We start from the raw sequence: 18,930 nt of genomic DNA, 5'->3' as shown, positions 1-18,930 counted from the left end.
CTGTCATGACCAGAATGAATGCGCGACTGAGCGTAATGATGTTCTTGCAGTTCTTTATCTGGGGCGGCTGGTTCGTCACCCTGGGCACCTTTTTGGGCAGCAGCCTTGGGGCTTCGGGCGGGCAGATCGGCATGGCGTTCGCCACCCAGTCCTGGGGCGCGATCATCGCGCCCTTTGTGATCGGCCTGATCGCCGACCGGTTCTTCAACGCCGAACGCATTCTTGCGGTGCTGCATCTGCTCGGTGCAGTGCTGTTGCTGCAACTGTACCGGGCAGAAGACTTCAGCAGCTTCTACCCCTATGTGCTGGCCTACATGATGGTCTATATGCCGACCCTGGCGCTGGTCAACTCGGTTGCCTTCCGCCAGATGCGCGACCCGGCGCTGGAGTTTTCGCGCATCCGGGTGTGGGGCACGGTCGGCTGGATCGTGGCCGGTCTGCTGATCAGCTTCGTGTTCGCCTGGGACGCCCAAAGCGCGATCGCGTCCGGCGCGCTGCGCAACACTTTCCTGATGTCGGCACTGGCTTCGCTGCTGCTGGGGCTGTACAGCCTGAGTTTGCCGAGCACGCCGCCGGTGCAGGCCACGGCAGGCAATGCCGGCGTGCGCCAGAACCTGGGGCTGGATGCCTTGAGCCTGCTCAAGGACCGCAACTACCTGGTGTTCTTCATCGTCTCGATCCTGATCTGCATTCCGCTGGCGTTCTATTACCAGAACGCCAACCCGTTCCTGGCCCAGACCGGCATGGCCAACCCGACCGCAAAAATGGCCATCGGGCAGGTTTCTGAAGTGCTGTTCATGCTGCTGTTGCCGTTGTTCATCCAGCGCTTCGGGATCAAGCTCGCGCTATTGGTGGGCATGTTGGCCTGGTCGCTGCGTTACCTGCTGTTTGCCTACGGCAATAACGGCGAGCTGGCGTTCATGCTGTTCATCGGCATCGCCTTGCACGGTATCTGCTACGACTTCTTCTTTGTTTGCGGGCAGATCTACACCGACGCCAGGGCGCCGCAGCGGTTCAGGAGTTCCGCCCAGGGCCTGATTACCCTGGCCACGTATGGCCTGGGCATGCTGATCGGCTTCTGGGTGGCGGGGCGAGTGACTGATCACTACGCCATCGGCGCTGGCAGCCATGACTGGCAGGGCATCTGGCTGTTCCCGGCGGCCTTTGCGACGGTCGTGCTGGTGTGCTTCCTGCTGGTGTTCAAAAGCCGTGAGCCAGGTACAGCGACAAATAAAGGCGTTAAGGCTGCGCCGTAGCGGCTCAGTCAGGCGCTTGGTGCTTTTTCAGGCGATAGGCGAACTGCGCCCGGCTCAGGCCCAATTGCCTGGCCGCTGCCGCCAGATTGCCTGCACTGCGCTGCAAGGCCTCGTTGATCAGCCGTGATTCGAGGCCGTGCAGGGTAAAAGCCGGGTCCAGTTGCCCAAGGGTTTCCAGCAGCGGCGGGGCAACTGCTGCTGTTGGGGCAGGTGGCATGCTGTTGGACAGGCTGCCGTGATCATCCACCCCATACGGGTCGCCGGGCAGCGGCTCATTGCGAAACAGATGCACCAGATCAATGGGCTGACCTTCATCGCTGGCAATCAGGCCGCGCTCGATGAGGTTCTGCAGTTCCCGCACATTGCCGGGAAAGTCATAGCGCAGCAGGACCTTGAGGGCACGCATGGTCAGGCCGGCCGGGGTGCGCTCATAGTCCCGGCAGAAGCGGGTCAGGAAGGCGTCGATCAGCAGCGCAATGTCATCACGGCGCTCGCGCAAGGGCGGCAAGGCAATCGGGTAGACGTTCAACCGATAGAACAGGTCTTCCCGAAAGCTGCCGTCAGCCACGGCCTTGCGCAGGTCGATATTGGTCGCCGCCACCACCCGCACATCGACCTTGATGCCGTGCACGCCACCGACCCGCTCGATCTCCCGCTCTTGCAGGGCGCGCAGCAGCTTGCTCTGGCCGGCGAGGCTCAGGCAGGTGATTTCATCGAGAAACAACGTGCCGCCGGCGGCCCGTTCAAAGCGTCCGGGTCTTGAATGGGTGGCCCCGGTGTAGGCGCCGCGTTCGACACCAAACAACTCGGCTTCGATCAGGTTGTCCGGAATCGCTGCGCAGTTCAGCGCCACGAACGGGCCGTTGCGACGCTGGCTGAGTTGGTGCAACTGGCGGGCGAACAACTCTTTGCCCACCCCCGACTCACCGCTGATCAGCACGCTGGCCGGGGTTTTGGCGACCCGCTGCAGAGCCTGGGTGGCAGCATTGAAGGCCGCGCTGGCGCCGATCAGCGGCGGGTGCGGGCCGACCGCGGCGTGTGGCACAGGCGCGGGGGCCGGATCAGGATGGCTCAAGCTCGACGAGACATTCAGGTAGCTGAGGTCTTGCCCGGCATCGTTCCACTGCGCAGCGGTCTTGCCGATCACCCGGCAACTGGCGTGGCCCATGCCGCGGCACTGCACCTCGCGGAAAATCACCATTTGCCCGAACAAGCCACTGACAAAACCCATGGCGTAACCGGTTTCGGTCCAGCACACCGGGTCCTGGGCGACACCGTGCACGGCCAGGTGTTCATCGGCTTCGCAGCAGTGGTGCCAGAGAAACTCGCCTTCGTAGAAACCCGATTCGGCGTCGAACTTGAAATACAGCGGTTCGACCTTGGTCATGCCTTCCAGGGTGTGCAGGTGGGTGCCGGCACGGAACACCGCAGCGGCATCGGCCTGCGGCCAGCGCTCGCGGATCAGCCGGGCATCGCGCAGGCCCGAGGCATAGCCAGTGCGGGTGAATAGCCCACGCGCCTGCTCCAGCCCCAACCGGGCGATCACCTCGCTGCGCAGCGCGCCGAACGATGAGCTGTGCAGCAACAGCATGCGCTGGTCATTGAGCCAGATCCGTCCGTCTTCAGGACTGAAAAACAAACAATCGGTCAGTTCCGCGGTAGTGGGCGAACTGCTGGCGCTTAACTGGCGGCTGTCACCACGCGGTGGAGCAGTAACGGGTTGGGCGCTGCGGGGATTAGTCATTGTTATGCCCCTGGATGGCTGAGTGCTTGATATGAGCAACTACGCAGATAGTTATTAAACATAACTTTATCAAATGAACAAGTCCGCGCGCTGATGCCCCGGCAGCCGCTTTGCACTGTGCAGCAGGGCCGCTGCATGCAAAGCCTTGGTGCAGAGCCTTTGGGCATTTATACGTGAAGGTGCTGAGCAACACGGCACAGCCCTTGCTCTGACCCTGGTGCGGCGCAGCCGAACACAATCATAAGAATCAGGAGTTGCCATGTCAGAGTCACACACCCCCTCTTTGCTGCAACCGGCGCTGGTGCCCGGATGCCTGTTCAACGGTGACTGGATTCGCGGGTCCGGTCTGGTTGATCCGGTTGTCGAGCCGGCCACTGGCGAGCCGCTGATGTACTGCGCCATGGCCGATGCCGATGATGTCGCCGCTGCCTGTCGCAGCGCTGCCTTGGCGCAGCCGGCCTGGGCGGCACTCGGGCCTCGCGAGCGGGCGCAGATCTTTCGCAAGGCTGCGGAGGTGGCCGAAGGCAATTTCGCTGAACTGGCGCTGTATGTGGCGCGGGAGACTGGCGGGGCGTTGTTCAAAGGCGAGCATGAAGTACGTGAGGCGATTGTCCTGTTGCATCAGGCGGCAGGCCTGTTGTCGCAACCCCACGGTCTGGTGCTGCCCAGCGCGGCCGGGCGGCTGTCGTATGCGCGGCGCCAGCCCCATGGGGTGGTGGGGGTGATTTCGCCGTTCAATTTTCCGTTGATTCTGTCGCTGCGCTCGGTGGCTCCGGCGCTGGCGGTGGGTAATGCGGTGGTGCTCAAGCCCGACCCGCAGACCCCGGTCAGCGGCGGCTTTCTCATCGCTCGGCTGCTCGAAGAGGCCGGCCTGCCCAAAGGCTTGCTGCATGTGCTGCCGGGGCGCGCTGACGCGGGCGAGGCGCTGTGTCGGCACCCGGATGTACGAATGATCGCCTTCACCGGCTCTACCGGCGCCGGGCGCAAGGTCGCCGCTGTGGCCGGTGAGCACCTGAAAAAGGTCGCTCTGGAACTGGGCGGCAAGAACCCGTTGATCATCCTCGAAGACGCTGATCTGGACCTTGCCGCGAGCAATGCCGCCTGGGGCGCCTGGTTGCATCAGGGGCAGATCTGCATGGCCAGCGGGTTGATTCTGGCGCACGAGTCCATCGCCGCCAGCCTGACCCGCAAGCTGGCCGACAAGGCCAGGGCGCTGAGCGTCGGCAATGCGGCGCGTGGTGAAGCGGTGTTGGGGCCGCTGATCAACCCGCGCCAATTGCAGCGCCTGCACGCCATCGTCAGCGACAGCCTGCAGGCCGGGGCACGATTGGAGGCGGGCGGTGAGTATGAACAACTGTTCTACCGCCCCACGGTGCTCAGCGGGGTGCGGCCGGGCATGCGCGTGTTCGAGGAAGAACTGTTCGGCCCGGTGGCGGCCGTGGTGAGTTTTGCGACCGATGAGGAGGCTGTCGAGTTGGCCAATCGCACCGAGTACGGCCTGTCGGCGGCGGTGATCTCGGCTTCGGTGGGCCGCGCCATGGCCATCGGCGAGCGGCTGAACTGCGGTCTGCTGCACATCAACGACCAGACCGTGGCAGATGAGTGCAGCAACCCATTTGGCGGCCGCGGCGCCTCGGGCAACGGCGGCAGCGTCGGCGGCCCGGCGGACTGGGATGAATACAGCCAGTGGCAATGGGTGACGGTGAAAAACACCGCGCCGCAGTACCCGTTTTGAGTGATCGATTTATCGCGGCATGCCTACACAACAATAAGAGGGCTTGAACATGAATCTGTACAACAAAACCCTGCTGGTCACCGGCGTTGCGTCGGGCATCGGTGCCGAGGTGGCAAGACTGGCGCGCTTTCAAGGCGCCAGGGTTATCGGTGTGGACCGCCACGAGGCGCAACTGAGCCTGGACGGTTTTTTTCAAGCCGACCTGGGCGACCCTGCCAGCATCGACGCGCTGGTCGAGCGCCTGCCGGCAAGGGTCGATGCCTTGTGCAACATCGCCGGGGTGCCCGGCACCGCGCCGCTCGACGTGGTGGCGGCGGTCAACTATCTGGGCGTGCGGCAGTTGTCTACCGCGCTGCTGCCGCGCCTGGCCGGTGGCGGCAGCATCGTCAACGTGGCGTCGGTGTTGGGCGCGCAATGGCCGCTGCGCGTGGAGCAGCACAAGGCGCTGGCCGGCACTGAAAGCTACGCGGCAGGCCGCGCCTGGCTGGACGCCAACCCGGTACAGCACAGCGATTGCTATCAATACTTCAAGGAGGCGCTGATTGTCTGGAGCTTTCAGCAATCGCAGGCGTGGTTCCGTGACCATGGCGTGCGCCTCAATTGCGTCGCGCCCGGCCCGGTATTCACGCCGATCCTCGGTGATTTCGTCAGCATGCTCGGCCCGGAGCGGGTGGCCCGCGACAGCCAGCGCATGACCCGCCCGGCATTGGCCGACGAGGTGGCGGCGGTGATTGCCTTTTTCTGCTCGGATGCGGCGCGCTGGGTCAATGGCGTAAACCTGCCGGTGGATGGCGGCCTGGCAGCCACTTACGTTTGAGCGCTTGCCCCCCCCGCCAGCCCTGAGGCGGCGGGGTTCTGAACAATAAAAACAATACAGGACTTACAAGATGCCCAAGCCATTCTTGCGGCCGGTTGCGGCCATGCTTTGTGTTGCGCTGTGCTCGACTGCCCACGGTTACGACTTGCCCGGACTCAATCTGGGCTCCACCAGTTTCTATGATGGCTCGCCGGCCCCAGCCGGGCCTGGCTGGTACCTGGAAGAGTACCTGACCTACTCACGGGCCAGCCGCTTCAATGATGCCAATGGCGACAAGCTGGGCTTGCCCCGGCAGGATCTGGAGGTATTCGCGCCGACCACGCAAATCATCTACCTCGGCCAGCCATGGGCCAATGGCGCAATGCCGGGCTTTACCCTGATCAACACATCACTGGCCCATGTGGATGTCGATGACGGTCTGAACAACGCGGCGCTCAGCTCGCGTGCCGGGCTGGGCGATCTGGTGCTCGGCGCGTTCTTGCAATTGCCGACCCTGACCCGCGCCGACGGCAGCCCGGTGCTGACCCAGCGCATTGAAGCTGATGTGTCGATCCCGGTGGGCGCCTATGACCGTGAGCGCTCGATCAATCCGGGCAGCAACTTCTGGTCGTTCAACCCGTACTACGCGGCCACCTACTGGTTCACGCCAAAATGGTCGGCCAGCGGCCGTTTCATGTACCTGTGGAACGGCAAGAACAACGACCCGCAGGCCGGCTTCGGTGATGTCTCCGACACCCAGGCCGGTCAGGCGCTGCACGCTAACCTGACCTTGCAATACGCGGTCAGCCAGGCGTTTAGCGTGGGTCTGAACGGCTACTGGCTCAAGCAGTTCACCGACACCAAAGTCGATGGCCACGCGGTCAGCGGCCGCCGCGAAAAGGTCTGGGCAGCGGGGCCGGGGATGCTCTACGCGTTCAGCAAAGAGGACGTGCTGTCGGTCAACCTGTACTTCGAACAGGGCGCCGAGAACCGCACCGAGGGCGACAAGCTGGTGCTGAACTGGCTGCACAAGTTCTAGCTGTGCAGCCATCTGCCTAGCCGTTACCAGTTGTAGCTGACTGAACCCACCAGGCTGCGTTCATCGCCATAGCGGCACGAGTTGGCGCAGTACAGGTAGCGCTGGTTGGTCAGGTTCTGCGCGCGGACGGCCAGTTGCCAATGGTCGTCCAGTGCGTAGCTGAGCCGTGCGTCGAACAGGGTGTAGGCCGGGATCTTGCGGTCGCTGATGCTCGGCAGGGTATGGGTGGTGCCGTTGTAGCGCGCTCCGGCCCCGACGCTGACGCCGTGCAGACCCAATGCGGCGAGGCGGTAGTCCAGCCACAGCGAGGCACTGTGGTAGGGCGTGCCCTCAATGCGCGAGCCTTCCAGTTGCGGGTCGTTGTCGGCGATCACATGGGCGTCGGTGTAGGCGTAGCCGGCGCTGAACGCCAGGTTATCGGTCAACTGCGCCTTGGCTTCGAGCTCCAGGCCCTTGCTGCGTTCCTTGCCGGTCTGCTCGTCGAAATCGGAGCCGGGAATCGAGCTGGTGACGTTACGCTGGGTCAGCTGATACAGCGCTGCACTGAGCAGCCATTCGCGGTCGGCTGGCTGATAACGCAGGCCGATCTCGTACTGTTCACCTTCGGTGGGTTTGAACGGTTTGCCGTCGGCGCCGCTGCCGCTGGCCGGCAGAAATGACTGGCTGTAGCTGGCGTAGGCGGCCAGGCCGTTGCCTGCGAGGTAGACCACCCCGACCCGGCCGGTAAGCTGGCTGTCGTCGGTAGTGCTGCGTGCGCCTTCGCGGTAGGTGCGGGTCGTGCTGTCGGCCCAGTCCTGACGCAAGCCGAACACGCCGACCCAGTGCTCATCAAACTTAATCTGTTCTTGCAGGTAAAGACCCAGTTGTCGGGCGTGCAGGTCTGAGCCGCGATCGACTGAGCGGTCAACATTGGGCAGGTTACCGTACACCGGATTGGCCAGGTCCAGCACCGGCGCGTTACCGCTGAAGCGATGGCTGTCGTAGGTCTTGTGGTAATAGTCCACGCCGGCCAGCACGGTGTGTTGCCAGCGCCCGTGTTCCAGGTCCAGTTGCAGGCTGTTGTCGCTGGTCCAGCCGGTGGCGATGTCTTCGCGGCTGTTATAACTGCGCGACAGTTGCGAGAGATTGGCGCCGCTGACCCGGCTGGTGTTGAGGGTAATGTAGTCGTAGTCGGCTCTGGACTCGAAATAGCGCACGGCCTGGCGCAGTTGCAGGTGCTCATTGACGCGATGTTCGAACAGGTAGCCTGCGGTGTGCAGGTTGCCGTCATAACGATCGTAATCCGGCTCGCCGGCAAACAGGTCATACGGCACCTTGTAACCGGGTGTGCGGCTATACACGGTCAGGTCATAACGCATCGGCGGGGTGAGGGTGGTGCGGGTGCGCTGCTGGCTGGCGAGCAGGGTCAGGCGGCTGTCGTCGCTGATCTGCCAGGTCAGCGCCGGGGCAATGTAGTGCTTGTCGTCGTCAATGGCCGAATACTGGGTGCCGCTGTCACGGCTGAGCGCAGTCAGGCGATAGCTCAGGCGACCTTGCTCATCCAGTGCGCCAGCGTGGTCGGTAGACAACTGCATGCGCTGGTGATTGCCATACTCCAGATTCAGCTCATGCAGCGGCGTCAGGGTCGGGCGTTTGCTTACCGTGTTGACCAGCCCGCCCGGCGCCAGTTGCCCGTAAAGCACCGAGGAGGCGCCTTTGAGCACTTCAACGCGCTCCAGGCCGTAAGGCTCCTGGCCGCCTTCGAATTGAGTGCTCTGCATCTTCATGCCGTCGCGCAGCACGCTGCCGGTGCGCGGGCCGATGTCGAAACCGCGCATCCGGTAGTCATCGGCCACCCGGCTGTAGCCGTTGGGTTGGGCGATCACACCGGGGGTGTAGTTGAGTACATCGGCCAGGCTGGTGTGCTGGCGGGCGGTCATTTCTTCGCGGGTGATGATCGAGACGGACTGTGGCGTTTCCAGCAGCGGGGTGTCGGTCTTGGTGGCACTGGCACTGTGGGTCGCCACGCGGCTGTACGCCGGTCCCCAGGCATTCTGCGCGTGGCTGGCGGCGGCAATGTCGATGGGCGCCAGTTGTACGGCGGCGTCGCTACGCGGCTCGATGCTCAAGGTGCCGCTGGGGGTGACGCCCAATTGCAGGGCCAGCCCTTGCAAGGCTTGCTGTACTGCTTGCTCGGCGCTGTAGCGACCGCGCAGCGCGGGGCTGTTCAGGCCACGGGTCAAAGACGCGCTGAAGGCGATATTGCGCCCGCTCTGGCGGGCAATGGCGGTCAGGGTGGCATCCAGCGGGCCGGCTGGCAGGTCGAAGTCGAATGATGCGTGACTGATATCAGCAGGCGCAGCCAGGCTGTCGGCACTGGCCAGGCTGGAGCCAAAAGCCAGCGCCAAGGCCAGGGCGATAGGTGAGAAGGGCGACGGATGATGCATGGCGGCGGGTTCCTGATGAGGTCGATGCCTGCCTTGTGACGTGAGCGGGGTGGTTATTAAGGGGGCGATGAAAAAATAATTCAGGCTCAGCGCAGGCTCACTTGGGTCCACCAGCTCAGCGGGCGCTCGACCCGTACTGGCAACACCTCCTGGAGGATGCGCAGTGCCTGGGGGCTGTCGTCCAGCGGGAAGATGCCGGTCACCCGCAAGGCCGCAGCCTCGGCGCTGATCCGCAGCCAGCCGGGATGATAGGCGCGCAAGGCTTCGATCACCTCACTCACGGGGCGGTCATGGACCTCCAGGCGACCATCTTCCCAGGCCGCGGCGCGGGACAGTTGAGGATCCAGCGCCTGCACCCGCCGACCGTCGAGCTGCGCGCCCTGGCCTGCGCGCAGTTGCAAGGGCGCCGCGCCAGGCACCGAGACCAGCACGTGCGACTGTTGCACCCAGACCTGCGCCGATTGCTCGTGCAGCGCCACGCTGAAGCGGGTGCCCAGCGCCCGCGCCTCGCCAAACGCGGTACGCACCACCAATGGCCGCTCAGGGTCGCGCGCCACCTCGATATTCAACGCGCCCTGACGCAGCAGCAACGTGCGCTGGCGCCCGTCGAACAGCAGATCGACGCGGCTATCGGCATTGAGCAGCACCCGGCTGCCATCGGCCAGGTCGAAGCGCTGGCGTTGGGCGATTGCAGTTTGCAGATCGGCGCCCAGGCCGGGCAGCAGGCCCTGGCCTTGCAGCCACCAGCCAGCCAACCCCACTCCGCTCAGCCCCAATGCGCCACGTAACAGGTGGCGACGGCTGTTGCCGGCACGGTCAAGCATTTCTCGCGAGCTTTGCGGTGTGCCGCTGAACACCTGACCGATTCGCTGCTGCAGCTGCTGCCAGGCCAGGCTGTGTTCAGGACTGGCGTGCAGCCAGTGTTCGAAGCGTTGCCGGTCGCCGTCACTCATTGTTCCGGAGCGTTGCAAGGCCAGCCATTCAACGGCTTGGGCTACAGCGGGCGGCAGTTGGCGGGCTTTCATGCCGGCTCCAGCGCCAGATAACAAAGCGCCAGCGCCTTGGCCACGTACTGATGAACCCGTGGCGCAGAAATACCCAGGCGCTGGCCGATTTCGGCGTAGGTCAGGTTGTCCAGCTGGCTGTACAGAAAGGCGCTGCGGCCAATCGGTGACAGGCCTTCGAGCAGCCGATCCAGCGCCACCAAGGCTTGCAGTGCCTGGGCCTGTTCTTCGGCCGACGGGGCGTAAACTTCGGGTTGCTGCGCCAGACTTTCCAGATAAGCGCGTTCCAGATCACGGCGTCGCCAACTGGCAAACACCAGACGCTTGGCGATGGTGGTCAGCAGCGCACGCGGCTCACGAATTGTCAGCGGGCAAGGCGCAGCGACCACCTGAACGAAGGTTTCCGAAGCCATGTCTGCGGCTTCTGCCGGGCAGCCCAGGCGTGCGCGCAGGCGGCCGAGCAGCCAGCTGTGGTGATCGCCGAACAACTGATGCAGGACACGATTGCGGACGTTCAATTGCGCGGCGTCAGACCTGGATGGTGGCATGGCTCAAAAGCTAATGGAAATTGTTATCAAATGATGCCGGGAAGGCCGTTTGATTGCAATCCGCCAGACGCCCTCGCCACATGAGCCAGCCTTCTGGGGGAACCTTCGCGGTTTAAAACGATCAGACGCGCAGCCGCCGGGCAGAGACTCCCTGAGGCGGCAATCCTCGTTACACCCCGCAAACCTGCAACAGTTGTCAGCCGCTTGCCACCGATGGAACGCGACTTATCCAAAGGACCCCTCATGTCTGGATTTATCCGTGCATTCGCACGTCTTCTACCTATCGCCCTGATGACCGGCTGCGCCGCCAAGTCTCCGGTGTTCGTCAGCGAGCCGTTGCAACCGACGGCCGGTAGCCCGGTGGCTTGGCTGGTCGGCAGCATCGGCCCGCAGGGGCGCGACAGCGCTTTTACCAATCAGCGCATTCTGCTGCGCAAGCGCGGTTCGCAAGACGGTGCGGCAGCCTGGTGGGGCCATGCCGAGGTGGCGCATACCCCCAAAGACATCGAAGACTCGCGCAGCGCCGATGAAAAGGCCCTGCCGGGCCAGGCCAGTGTGTTCGTCATGCCGCTCAAGCCGGGCGATTATGAGCTGTATGACTTCCAGTTTTTCTGGACTGGTGCCAACAGCAGCTTCCGTTCTTTGCAGGCGCGCGAGCAGTTCGTGGTGCCGCTGCGCCTGGAGGCCGGCAAGGCCTATTACCTCGGTGAATTTCGCTCGCGCTGCATCGGTATGTCGGTGTGCATGTTCTTGCATGCCAATCAGCAACCCCGCGATGAGCAAATCGCCCGGCGCTATAGCCCCGGTTTACCGGTATTGCAGCCCATGAACCTGGACCTGAAACCTGCCTATCCCTTCGTCCTGCCAATGCCAGCGCAGGGGCGAACCGACGCGCAATCAACCACCCCAAGGAACACGCCATGAACAAACCGATGGTCTTTGCTGCCTGCCTGCTGCTGGGCGGCTGCGCCGGCACCCAGACGCTGCCCGATCCACAGATCGAGGCGGGGCGCGATTATCTGCCGCCGATCACGGTGATGGTTGATTCACTGGAGCATGGCGCCGAGTTGAGCAATTACCTGCGCGAAAGCGGGGTGTTCAGCAAGGTCGAAAATGGCAGCGCCAAGGCCGGGGAAACCCAGGTGATGGTCAACCTGAACGTCAAACGCGAACTGGCGCCCATGCCGCTGGTGTTTCTGAGCGCTGCGACACTGTTCCTGTTGCCGCTGCAAAACGACATGGACTCCAGGGCCGACTTCACCGTGATGCGCGACGGCAAGGTGCTCAAGCGTTATCACTACGAAAACTACATGGGCAAGTATTCCTGGCTGTTTGATCTCGGGGTGCCAGAGCGGCAGGAAAACATCCGGCGTATTGCCCGCGCTTTTGCCCGTGACATGCAGACTGCGAGCCTGGCCGACCAGCCGCTGGATGCACCACGATGAGCCGCTTGGTCAAGATATCAATAGCGGCTGGCGGGCTGCTGTTGCTGGGCGGATGCAACCCGTCAATGAAGCCGCTGGGCTATCACGCGCAACAGCGCTATGTGCCGATGAGCCTGATGGTGGTGCCGCAAGGTTATACGCGCCATGACATGCAGGAACGCAACGAACTGACCGAGGCGGTCAAGTCATCGGGCGCGTTCTCGTTCGTTGACCACGGTTTCTCACGCAAGGGCTATAGGCTGGTCATCAGCCAGCCGCCGGGCGAGGGCGCGGGCGTGCTGGTGGCGCTCAACGCCCTGACCCTGCTGACCTTGCCGGTGCCTTACAGCTACGTGCATAACCTTGAAGGCAAGGTCTACAAGGACGGCCAGTTACTGCGCACTTTCACCTACAAGCGCGAAGGCATGAGCGTGGCCACCTGGTACGTCCCGCCGCCGATTACCGAAAACCGGCGGCAGATGCTGACCGAACTGATGCAGGATCTGGAGCGCAGTGCACTGATACCGCATGAGCAGGAGCAGCTTTAGCTGCGAGGGATGCGCAAATGGCGCTATATGCTCCCACCGAGGTATGTAGTGCCTAATTGAACAGTAGTGGCTTTAGCTGCGAAGTCTTTCGCGGCTAAAGCCGCTCCTGCAGGTTAATGCTGCGCGGTTATTCCACGGCCTCAACCACCCCCTGATCCTCTCCCAGAAACCCGCCACTCTGGTGCTGCCACAACCTTGCATAAACGCCGTTTTTCGCCAGCAACTCGGTATGCGTGCCCTGTTCGATAATCCGTCCATCGTCCATGACGATCAGCCGGTCCATGGCGGCGATGGTCGACAGTCGATGGGCGATGGCGATGACGGTTTTGCCGACCATCATTTCATCCAGGCTTTCCTGGATCGCCACTTCGACTTCTGAGTCCAGGGCACTGGTGGCTTCGTCGAGCAGCAGGATCGGTGCGTTCTTGAGCATCACCCGAGCGATGGCGATGCGTTGCCGCTGGCCGCCGGAAAGCTTGATGCCGCGCTCGCCAACCTGGGTGTCATAGCCACTGCGGCCATGCTTGTCGCTCAACTGACGGATGAAGCCGTCGGCCTGGGCGTTGATGGCGGCGCGCCGGACCTGCTCGTCGCTGGCATCCGGGCGGCCGTAGGCGATGTTGTCGCGGATCGAACGGTGCAGCAGCGAAGTGTCCTGAGTGACCATGCCAATGGCGCTGCGCAGGCTGTCTTGCGTGACCTTGGCGACGTTCTGGCCATCAACCCGAATCTCGCCTTGGTCGACGTCATAAAAGCGCAGCAGCAGGTTGATCAGGGTGGACTTGCCGGCCCCGGAGCGGCCCACCAGGCCGACTTTTTCACCCGCGCGGATGTTCAGCGTCAGGCCGTCGAGTACCTGGCGCTCGCCGTTATAGTTGAAACTCACGTTGTCGAAGGTCACGGCGCCGCCGGTGGTCGCAAGCTCCGTGGCATTCGGCGCGTCCTGGACCTTGGGCCCCTTGGTCAGGGTTTCCATGCCGTCCTGCACGGTGCCAATGCTCTCGAACAGCGAGGTCATCTGCCACATGATCCAGTGCGACATACCGTTGATACGCAAGGCCATGGCGGTGATTGCCGCCACTGCACCGGTGCCGACGTCACCCTGGTGCCACAGCCACAGGGCATAGCCGCCGGCACCGATGATCAGCGCGACCACCAGGGTCTGGTTGACGATCTCGAACTGGCTGACCAGCCGCATCTGGCGAAAGCCGGTCTGCTTGAAGTCTTCCATCGCGGCGCGGGCAAAGTGCGCCTCGCGCTTGGAGTGCGAGAACAGCTTGACCGTGGTGATGTTGGTGTAGGCGTCGGAGATCCGGCCGGTCATCGAGGAACGCGCATTGGCCTGTTCCTGACCCACCTGACCCAGACGCGGCACGAAATACAGCATGGCCAGGCCGAACAACACGATCCAGGCAATGAATGGCAGCATCAGCTTGAGGGCAAAGCCGCCGGCCAGGGCGATGATCGCGATGAAGTACACACCGATACCGGGAATGATCTCGATCAGGGTAAACAGCACTTCACGCACGCCCAGCGCGGTCTGCATCACTTTGGTGGTGACCCGCCCGGAAAACTCATCGGAAAAGAACGACAGGCTCTGGCGCAGCATCAGCCGGTGAAAATCCCAGCGCAGCCGCAGCGGCAGGTTGATCGCCAATACCTGATGCTGAACCATGGTGCGCAGCGCCACCAGCACGATACTGACCAGCAGCACAATGCCAATACTCCACAGCACACCGCTTTCTTCGGCGCTCACCGCACCGCCGGCCTGCCAGGTCGACAGCAGGTCCACAACTTGCCCAAGGAACGAAAACAGCCAGGCTTCGTAGATCGAGACGGCTGCGCTGAGCAGCGCAAACATGAGGATGTAGCCACGCGCACCGCGGGTGCAGGCCCACAGAAAACGCGCCAGGCCCATGGGCGGTGGCGGCGTCTCGTCGGGCGGGAAAGGGTCGAGCCAGCGTTCAAAAATGCGAAGCATCGGGGTCTCCGAAGTGTTCAAGTTAGCGCGATTTTGCCACTGTGTGATTGTCTTGAGTGATCTCTGGACGATTTTTCCCAGAGAAGATTCAGTTCGTCAGGCGCGAGCGCGCGCTGGCAAAGTCATGAGTCTCGACCCGGTCGCAGACAGGTGGCCAGGCCATGGATGGCTACACCGGCGCTGTAAATGGGACTAGACTGGACCTGTCGCTGAAACGTTTCATCTGTTTAAGCGAATCATAATTCCAAGAAAGGAACCGCCCATGAAAATGCCTCTGATTTCCTGCGCCATTGCCGCTCTTTCTCTTAGCACTCAGGCCCTTGCCTGGGACTTCGTGCTGCTCGACAGCGACAAGCCCGCCAGCAATATGCGGATCACCAGCGAGCAGCTTGGGGTCAAGCTCGACAAGCCTTTTTCCATCAGCATGCGCACCCTGCATGGCGGGCGTCAGGAAGGTGTGAGCCTGATTGATATTGATAACGGCACGATGAAGCTGACGCTGGTGCCGACCCGTGGGATGAACGTACTCAATGCTCAGGTCGGCGAGGCCAGGATGGGCTGGGATTCGCCGGTCAAGGAAGTGGTCAACCCGGCCTTCATTGAGCTTAACGGGCGCGGCGGTCTGGGCTGGCTGGAAGGCTTCAACGAACTGGTCACCCGCTGCGGTTACGAATGGGTCGGTCATCCGGGCATCGACAACGGCGAGTTGCTGACCCTGCATGGCCGCGCAGCGAATATTCCGGCCAGCAAGGTCACAGTGCATATCGACCAAACCCCGCCGTATGCCATTCGGGTGCGTGGTGAGTTGAAAGAGCAGGCGTTCAAGAAAGTGGACTTCAGTGTGCAGACCGAACTGGTGACTGAGCCAGGTACGGCGCGGTTCGTGCTCAATGACACCCTGACCAATAATGGCGACTATCCAAAGGAATACCAGGCGCTGTACCACAGCAACTTCAGTACGCCGTTTTTGGAGGAGGGCGCGCGCTTTGCCGCGCCGGTCAAGCAAGTGTCGCCTTTCAACGATAAAGCCAAAGCCGACCTGAGCGACTGGCAGACCTATCGCGGGCCGACCCCTGACTACGATGAAACCGTGTACAACGTGGTGCCTTACGGCGACGACCAAGGCAACACGCTGACGGTGCTGCACAACAAAGCCGCCAGCCTCGGCGTTGCAGTGGGCTTCAATATCCAGCAGTTGCCAGTGTTCTCGCTATGGAAAAACACTGACACCCGCGGCCAGGGCTACGTCACCGGGTTGGAGCCTGGCACCAGTTTCTCGTACAACCGGCGTTACCAGCGACCGCTGAATCTGGTGCCGACTATTGGTCCTGAACAACAGCGTCAGTTCAGCATCAGCTACGCCTTGCTGGCCGATAAACCGGCGGTGGACCAGGCACTGCAGCAGATCAAAACGATCCAGAACGGCCGTGCGACCGAGGTGCGCCAGGTGCCGTTGGTGGATTTGAGCAAAGAGTAAACAATCATTTTGCCGGTGCCCGGTGCTTGAAGCGCCGATCACCGGCACGGGCGCGCGTTGTCTGCAAGTCGAGCGCCCCATCAATCGGGTTTTGCGTATCGAGCGGGTGCTTCATGATGTCCTTTTGGGAGGGCGGGAGGAGTTGTTTAGTTAGCCGCTGGACGTATTTTTACTTGAAGTTTTTGTGCCGCGATTAAACAACGGCTGCGTGGTAATCCTTGGTTAGGCTCTGTACGTAAAGTAGCTGCGCTCGGTCACGCTGCGTTAAAAACAGGCTTTTGCGCGAGTCCGACCCGATCGTTTCTCGCTTGTTTTGACTTGTTCCAGCAAACCCAGGAATGCACCGATGGCAGGGCCTGGGTACCGGACGTTGGGTCACAGGTTTTGGGTTATCACCACCTTGCCAAACAGATTGCGTGCCGCAAAGCGTCGCCACGCACTGGACGCATCATCAAAAGCATAGCGGCTGTCGATCACCGGTTTGAGATCATGCCGGGCCACGGTGGCGATGAGATCTTCCAGGTCCTGTCTGTTACCGGTGGCAATCGGTTGCAAGCGTGCCTGGCTCAGGAAAATATCCATGAACCCTGGCATTTCGCCGGCCGCCAATATGCCCACCAGTGACACTTGCCCGCCAATGGCGACCGCTTTGACCGATTGCATCAAGGTGCCGGGGCCGCCGACTTCGACCACACGGTCCACGCCACGACCGTTGGTCAGTGCCCGAACGGCCTCGCTCCAGTTCGGGTGCTCAAGGTAATTGATGACGTGATCGGCGCCCAGGTCGCGCAATTGTGCGGCTTTCTGTTCCGAGGACGTGGTAGCGATGACCTGCGCGCCAGCGGCTTTGGCCAGTTGCACGGCGAACAGTGACACGCCGCCGGTGCCTTGGGTCAGTACCCGTTGATGCGGGCCGATGCCTTTGAGTGCTGACCAAGCGGTAACGGCGGCGCAGGGCAGGGTGGCTGCGGCCTCGAAACTGATCGAGTCGGGTAACGCTACCAGCTCTTGTTGGTCAATAGTGCGATATTCGCTGGACCAGCCATCGAGCTGCAGACCGTATTGCGGGGCAAACTCACGAAAAGGCCCCGACACCCAGCCGGGAACGAACGCGTTGACCACTCGATCGCCCACCGCAAACCGGCTCACACCGGCGCCCACTGCCTCGACAATGCCGGATGCGTCCGACAGCGGTACTCGACCGTCCTGCGCGCCGAACGGCAATGAGCCATTGAGAATCGCCAAGTCTCGGTAGTTGAGGGAGGTGGCCACAATGCGCACCAGAACCTCACCTGGCCCTGGTGTCGGGATGGGCTCCTCACATAGCTCCAGGCCTTCGATGGATCCGATTTTCTGTAAACGGTAAACCTTCATGCGTCACCTCGGTCGATCAGGTCCCAATGGCCTGAATAAGGCCTATGGTGGCCTTGCTTGACTGGATGGCCCATTGCCTGGAGTATCGAAGTCTTAACCCATCGTCCAAAGTCGGCGCCATGCACCCCTTCGACTCCGTACTCAATGCCATGCACCTGGAAAGCTCCCTGTTTGTTCGTTTGCGTGGGCAGGCGCCGTGGGCGATTTCGTTTGACAGTGGGGGGCAGGCTCGGCTGTTGGTTGTTGCCAGCGGCCAGTGCTGGTTCACCCGCATAGGGCAGGCGCCTGTCGAGATCAGGGCCGGTGACTGCCTGATCATCAAGCAGGGCGTGGACGGCGTGTTGGGCGACACACCGGACACCGTCGCCATCTCCTGCTGGGAGGTGGCGGATCACGTGACAGGCCATCGGGTCACCTTTGGCGGTGAAGGGCCGGCCTGTGAGTTTTTCTCGACCCTGTTCAGCTTCGACCATGCCGCCGGCGAGCCGCTGTCAGCCTTGCTGCCTGATGTAGTGCACGTTGCCATGAGCGATTCTGATACCGGGCGCATGCTTTCGGTTCTTGAACAGATCGGCCTGGAGGAGGCCCAAGATGGGTTGGGCACGCCCTATATCGTCAGTCGGTTGCTGGACATTCTGTTCATTCAGGCGATTCGGGTGTGGGCGGCATCCGAAGGCAACATGGCCGATGGCTGGCTGGCCGGCCTGAGTCACCAGCAGTTGGCGAAAACCCTGCGGCGTATTCATGCAGACCTCGCCCATCCCTGGACGCTGGAGCAGTTGGCGCGTGATGCGGCCATGTCCCGTTCGGCGTTCGCGGCGTTGTTCAAGTCGGTTATCGGCATACCGCCGTTGGCCTACATTGCGACCTGGCGGATTTATCAGGCCAAGCTACTGCTGGCGGCGGGGCACTCGATTGCGATGGCGGCTGAGCAGACGGGCTACGGCTCGGATGTGGCCCTCAGTCGCGCGTTCAAGGCCGCCACCGGGGTGGCCCCCGGTCAATGGCGCAATGAGCGCCACAGGGTTGCCCGAGGCGCCTCGCTCAGCTCAAGCTGACTTCACATTCATGGTGATTTTGGCCGTAAACACTTTCACATCCGCCTCATCAAAAATATCCACCGAGACGATCTTGTCGCCTGCGCTGTTCCAGTCAACGCCACTGCCATCGGCAATTGCGCGGATGCCGGTTTTGGCTTTTGCCAGGTACTCAACGGTCATGCCCTTCGGAATCCACTTGCCGCCCGCGGGAATGGATACGTCCGTCAGCATGCCGCCCGCCAGTTCAGCGGCGTTGCACAAGGCAATGGCATGCACTGATGCCAAGTGATTGGTGATTTCTTTGCGAAACGGCACTTTAACCAGCGCATAACCGGGCCTCAGCTCAGCCACTTCCGGGGTAATAGTGCTGAAGTAAGGGGCCATCTGGCAGACCATGTTGCTGAATGCAGATGATCCGACGCTGTTGAACATGCTCAGGGCTTGGCTCATGGAACACGACCTTCTTGTTGGTTGCAGAATATTACTCTGTTACAGAACATAATTCTGTATTTGACAGGTGTCAAGCGCCGCTTCCTGC

The 18,930-nt window shown here is 62.2% G+C and carries 16 protein-coding genes; 9 read left to right on the top strand and 7 right to left on the bottom strand.

The window, feature by feature from the left end:
• Positions 1-5 precede the first annotated feature (5 nt).
• On the top strand, positions 6-1,256 hold the full coding sequence (locus PSCI_RS23380; RefSeq protein ID WP_045491612.1) for an MFS transporter: 1,251 nt from the start codon (positions 6-8) through the stop codon (positions 1,254-1,256).
• 4 nt (positions 1,257-1,260) lie between these two features.
• Here the strand turns inward: PSCI_RS23380 and PSCI_RS23375 are convergent, their stop codons facing one another.
• Positions 1,261-3,000, bottom strand: a complete 1,740-nt coding sequence (locus tag PSCI_RS23375; protein ID WP_045491610.1) for a sigma-54-dependent Fis family transcriptional regulator — start codon at positions 2,998-3,000, stop codon at positions 1,261-1,263.
• Between the two features lie 259 nt (positions 3,001-3,259).
• Between PSCI_RS23375 and PSCI_RS23370 the strand changes: the two genes are divergently transcribed.
• The 3 genes from PSCI_RS23370 to PSCI_RS23360 all read left to right on the top strand — a co-directional run bounded on the left by PSCI_RS23370 (position 3,260) and on the right by PSCI_RS23360 (position 6,570).
• Complete coding sequence (locus PSCI_RS23370) at positions 3,260-4,735, top strand: benzaldehyde dehydrogenase (RefSeq protein WP_045491608.1); 1,476 nt, start codon at positions 3,260-3,262, stop codon at positions 4,733-4,735.
• 49 nt (positions 4,736-4,784) lie between these two features.
• Positions 4,785-5,552, top strand: coding sequence for a coniferyl-alcohol dehydrogenase (locus PSCI_RS23365; protein ID WP_045491606.1), 768 nt, complete (start codon positions 4,785-4,787; stop codon positions 5,550-5,552).
• 70 nt (positions 5,553-5,622) lie between these two features.
• A complete protein-coding gene (locus tag PSCI_RS23360; RefSeq protein WP_045491604.1) occupies positions 5,623-6,570 on the top strand; it encodes a SphA family protein in 948 nt (315 codons plus the stop codon).
• Between the two features lie 23 nt (positions 6,571-6,593).
• On the opposite strand, the gene PSCI_RS23355 is transcribed toward PSCI_RS23360, so the two are convergent.
• The 3 genes from PSCI_RS23355 to PSCI_RS23345 all read right to left on the bottom strand — a co-directional run bounded on the left by PSCI_RS23355 (position 6,594) and on the right by PSCI_RS23345 (position 10,548).
• A complete protein-coding gene (locus PSCI_RS23355) occupies positions 6,594-8,996 on the bottom strand; it encodes a TonB-dependent siderophore receptor (protein ID WP_045491602.1) in 2,403 nt (800 codons plus the stop codon).
• An 86-nt stretch (positions 8,997-9,082) separates the two neighbouring features.
• Positions 9,083-10,021 (bottom strand): FecR family protein, encoded by a 939-nt coding sequence (locus PSCI_RS23350; RefSeq protein WP_045491599.1) that lies wholly within the window; start codon positions 10,019-10,021, stop codon positions 9,083-9,085.
• On the bottom strand, positions 10,018-10,548 hold the full coding sequence (locus tag PSCI_RS23345; RefSeq protein ID WP_045491596.1) for a sigma-70 family RNA polymerase sigma factor: 531 nt from the start codon (positions 10,546-10,548) through the stop codon (positions 10,018-10,020). Before PSCI_RS23345 ends, PSCI_RS23350 begins: the two co-directional genes overlap by 4 nt.
• A gap of 243 nt (positions 10,549-10,791) precedes the next feature.
• Between PSCI_RS23345 and PSCI_RS23340 the strand changes: the two genes are divergently transcribed.
• Genes PSCI_RS23340 through PSCI_RS23330 form a run of 3 tightly spaced genes read left to right on the top strand, consistent with a single transcriptional unit; the run spans position 10,792 to position 12,520 of the window.
• Complete coding sequence (locus PSCI_RS23340; protein WP_045491594.1) at positions 10,792-11,472, top strand: hypothetical protein; 681 nt, start codon at positions 10,792-10,794, stop codon at positions 11,470-11,472.
• Positions 11,469-11,993 carry a hypothetical protein gene (locus PSCI_RS23335; RefSeq protein WP_045491592.1) on the top strand — a complete coding sequence of 175 codons (525 nt, stop codon included), beginning with the start codon at positions 11,469-11,471 and terminating at the stop codon, positions 11,991-11,993. The genes PSCI_RS23340 and PSCI_RS23335 overlap by 4 nt, the downstream gene beginning before the upstream one ends.
• Complete coding sequence (locus PSCI_RS23330; protein ID WP_045491589.1) at positions 11,990-12,520, top strand: hypothetical protein; 531 nt, start codon at positions 11,990-11,992, stop codon at positions 12,518-12,520. The genes PSCI_RS23335 and PSCI_RS23330 overlap by 4 nt, the downstream gene beginning before the upstream one ends.
• Before the next feature lie 127 nt (positions 12,521-12,647).
• On the opposite strand, the gene PSCI_RS23325 is transcribed toward PSCI_RS23330, so the two are convergent.
• Entirely contained in the window at positions 12,648-14,501 is a 1,854-nt protein-coding gene (locus PSCI_RS23325; RefSeq protein WP_045491587.1) for an ABC transporter ATP-binding protein, read from the bottom strand.
• A 262-nt stretch (positions 14,502-14,763) separates the two neighbouring features.
• Here PSCI_RS23325 and PSCI_RS23320 point away from each other — a divergent pair, with 262 nt between their 5' ends.
• Entirely contained in the window at positions 14,764-15,978 is a 1,215-nt protein-coding gene (locus tag PSCI_RS23320; RefSeq protein WP_045491585.1) for an aldose 1-epimerase family protein, read from the top strand.
• Positions 15,979-16,353: 375 nt separating this feature from the next.
• Here the strand turns inward: PSCI_RS23320 and PSCI_RS23315 are convergent, their stop codons facing one another.
• Positions 16,354-17,352: a zinc-dependent alcohol dehydrogenase family protein gene (locus tag PSCI_RS23315; protein ID WP_045491583.1), complete on the bottom strand. Its 999-nt coding sequence runs from the start codon at positions 17,350-17,352 to the stop codon at positions 16,354-16,356.
• 44 nt (positions 17,353-17,396) lie between these two features.
• Between PSCI_RS23315 and PSCI_RS23310 the strand changes: the two genes are divergently transcribed.
• Entirely contained in the window at positions 17,397-18,410 is a 1,014-nt protein-coding gene (locus PSCI_RS23310) for an AraC family transcriptional regulator (protein WP_197540959.1), read from the top strand.
• On the opposite strand, the gene PSCI_RS23305 is transcribed toward PSCI_RS23310, so the two are convergent.
• The gene (locus tag PSCI_RS23305; protein ID WP_045491581.1) at positions 18,402-18,842 is read right to left on the bottom strand and encodes a hotdog fold domain-containing protein; all 441 of its coding nucleotides are present in this window, start codon (positions 18,840-18,842) and stop codon (positions 18,402-18,404) included. The genes PSCI_RS23310 and PSCI_RS23305 overlap by 9 nt on opposite strands.
• Between the last annotated feature and the right edge of the window lie 88 nt (positions 18,843-18,930).

This window comes from Pseudomonas sp. StFLB209 (assembly GCF_000829415.1).
Classification (GTDB): domain Bacteria; phylum Pseudomonadota; class Gammaproteobacteria; order Pseudomonadales; family Pseudomonadaceae; genus Aquipseudomonas.
This window is presented reverse-complemented; position numbering and strand designations above follow the sequence as displayed.

Coding starts and splice junctions, on each gene's coding strand:
- PSCI_RS23380 (WP_045491612.1), top strand. CDS start 6: ATGACCAGAATGAATGCGCGACTGAGCGTAATGATGTTCTTGCAGTTC.
- PSCI_RS23375 (WP_045491610.1), bottom strand. CDS start 3,000: ATGACTAATCCCCGCAGCGCCCAACCCGTTACTGCTCCACCGCGTGGT.
- PSCI_RS23370 (WP_045491608.1), top strand. CDS start 3,260: ATGTCAGAGTCACACACCCCCTCTTTGCTGCAACCGGCGCTGGTGCCC.
- PSCI_RS23365 (WP_045491606.1), top strand. CDS start 4,785: ATGAATCTGTACAACAAAACCCTGCTGGTCACCGGCGTTGCGTCGGGC.
- PSCI_RS23360 (WP_045491604.1), top strand. CDS start 5,623: ATGCCCAAGCCATTCTTGCGGCCGGTTGCGGCCATGCTTTGTGTTGCG.
- PSCI_RS23355 (WP_045491602.1), bottom strand. CDS start 8,996: ATGCATCATCCGTCGCCCTTCTCACCTATCGCCCTGGCCTTGGCGCTG.
- PSCI_RS23350 (WP_045491599.1), bottom strand. CDS start 10,021: ATGAAAGCCCGCCAACTGCCGCCCGCTGTAGCCCAAGCCGTTGAATGG.
- PSCI_RS23345 (WP_045491596.1), bottom strand. CDS start 10,548: ATGCCACCATCCAGGTCTGACGCCGCGCAATTGAACGTCCGCAATCGT.
- PSCI_RS23340 (WP_045491594.1), top strand. CDS start 10,792: ATGTCTGGATTTATCCGTGCATTCGCACGTCTTCTACCTATCGCCCTG.
- PSCI_RS23335 (WP_045491592.1), top strand. CDS start 11,469: ATGAACAAACCGATGGTCTTTGCTGCCTGCCTGCTGCTGGGCGGCTGC.
- PSCI_RS23330 (WP_045491589.1), top strand. CDS start 11,990: ATGAGCCGCTTGGTCAAGATATCAATAGCGGCTGGCGGGCTGCTGTTG.
- PSCI_RS23325 (WP_045491587.1), bottom strand. CDS start 14,501: ATGCTTCGCATTTTTGAACGCTGGCTCGACCCTTTCCCGCCCGACGAG.
- PSCI_RS23320 (WP_045491585.1), top strand. CDS start 14,764: ATGAAAATGCCTCTGATTTCCTGCGCCATTGCCGCTCTTTCTCTTAGC.
- PSCI_RS23315 (WP_045491583.1), bottom strand. CDS start 17,352: ATGAAGGTTTACCGTTTACAGAAAATCGGATCCATCGAAGGCCTGGAG.
- PSCI_RS23310 (WP_197540959.1), top strand. CDS start 17,397: ATGGTGGCCTTGCTTGACTGGATGGCCCATTGCCTGGAGTATCGAAGT.
- PSCI_RS23305 (WP_045491581.1), bottom strand. CDS start 18,842: ATGAGCCAAGCCCTGAGCATGTTCAACAGCGTCGGATCATCTGCATTC.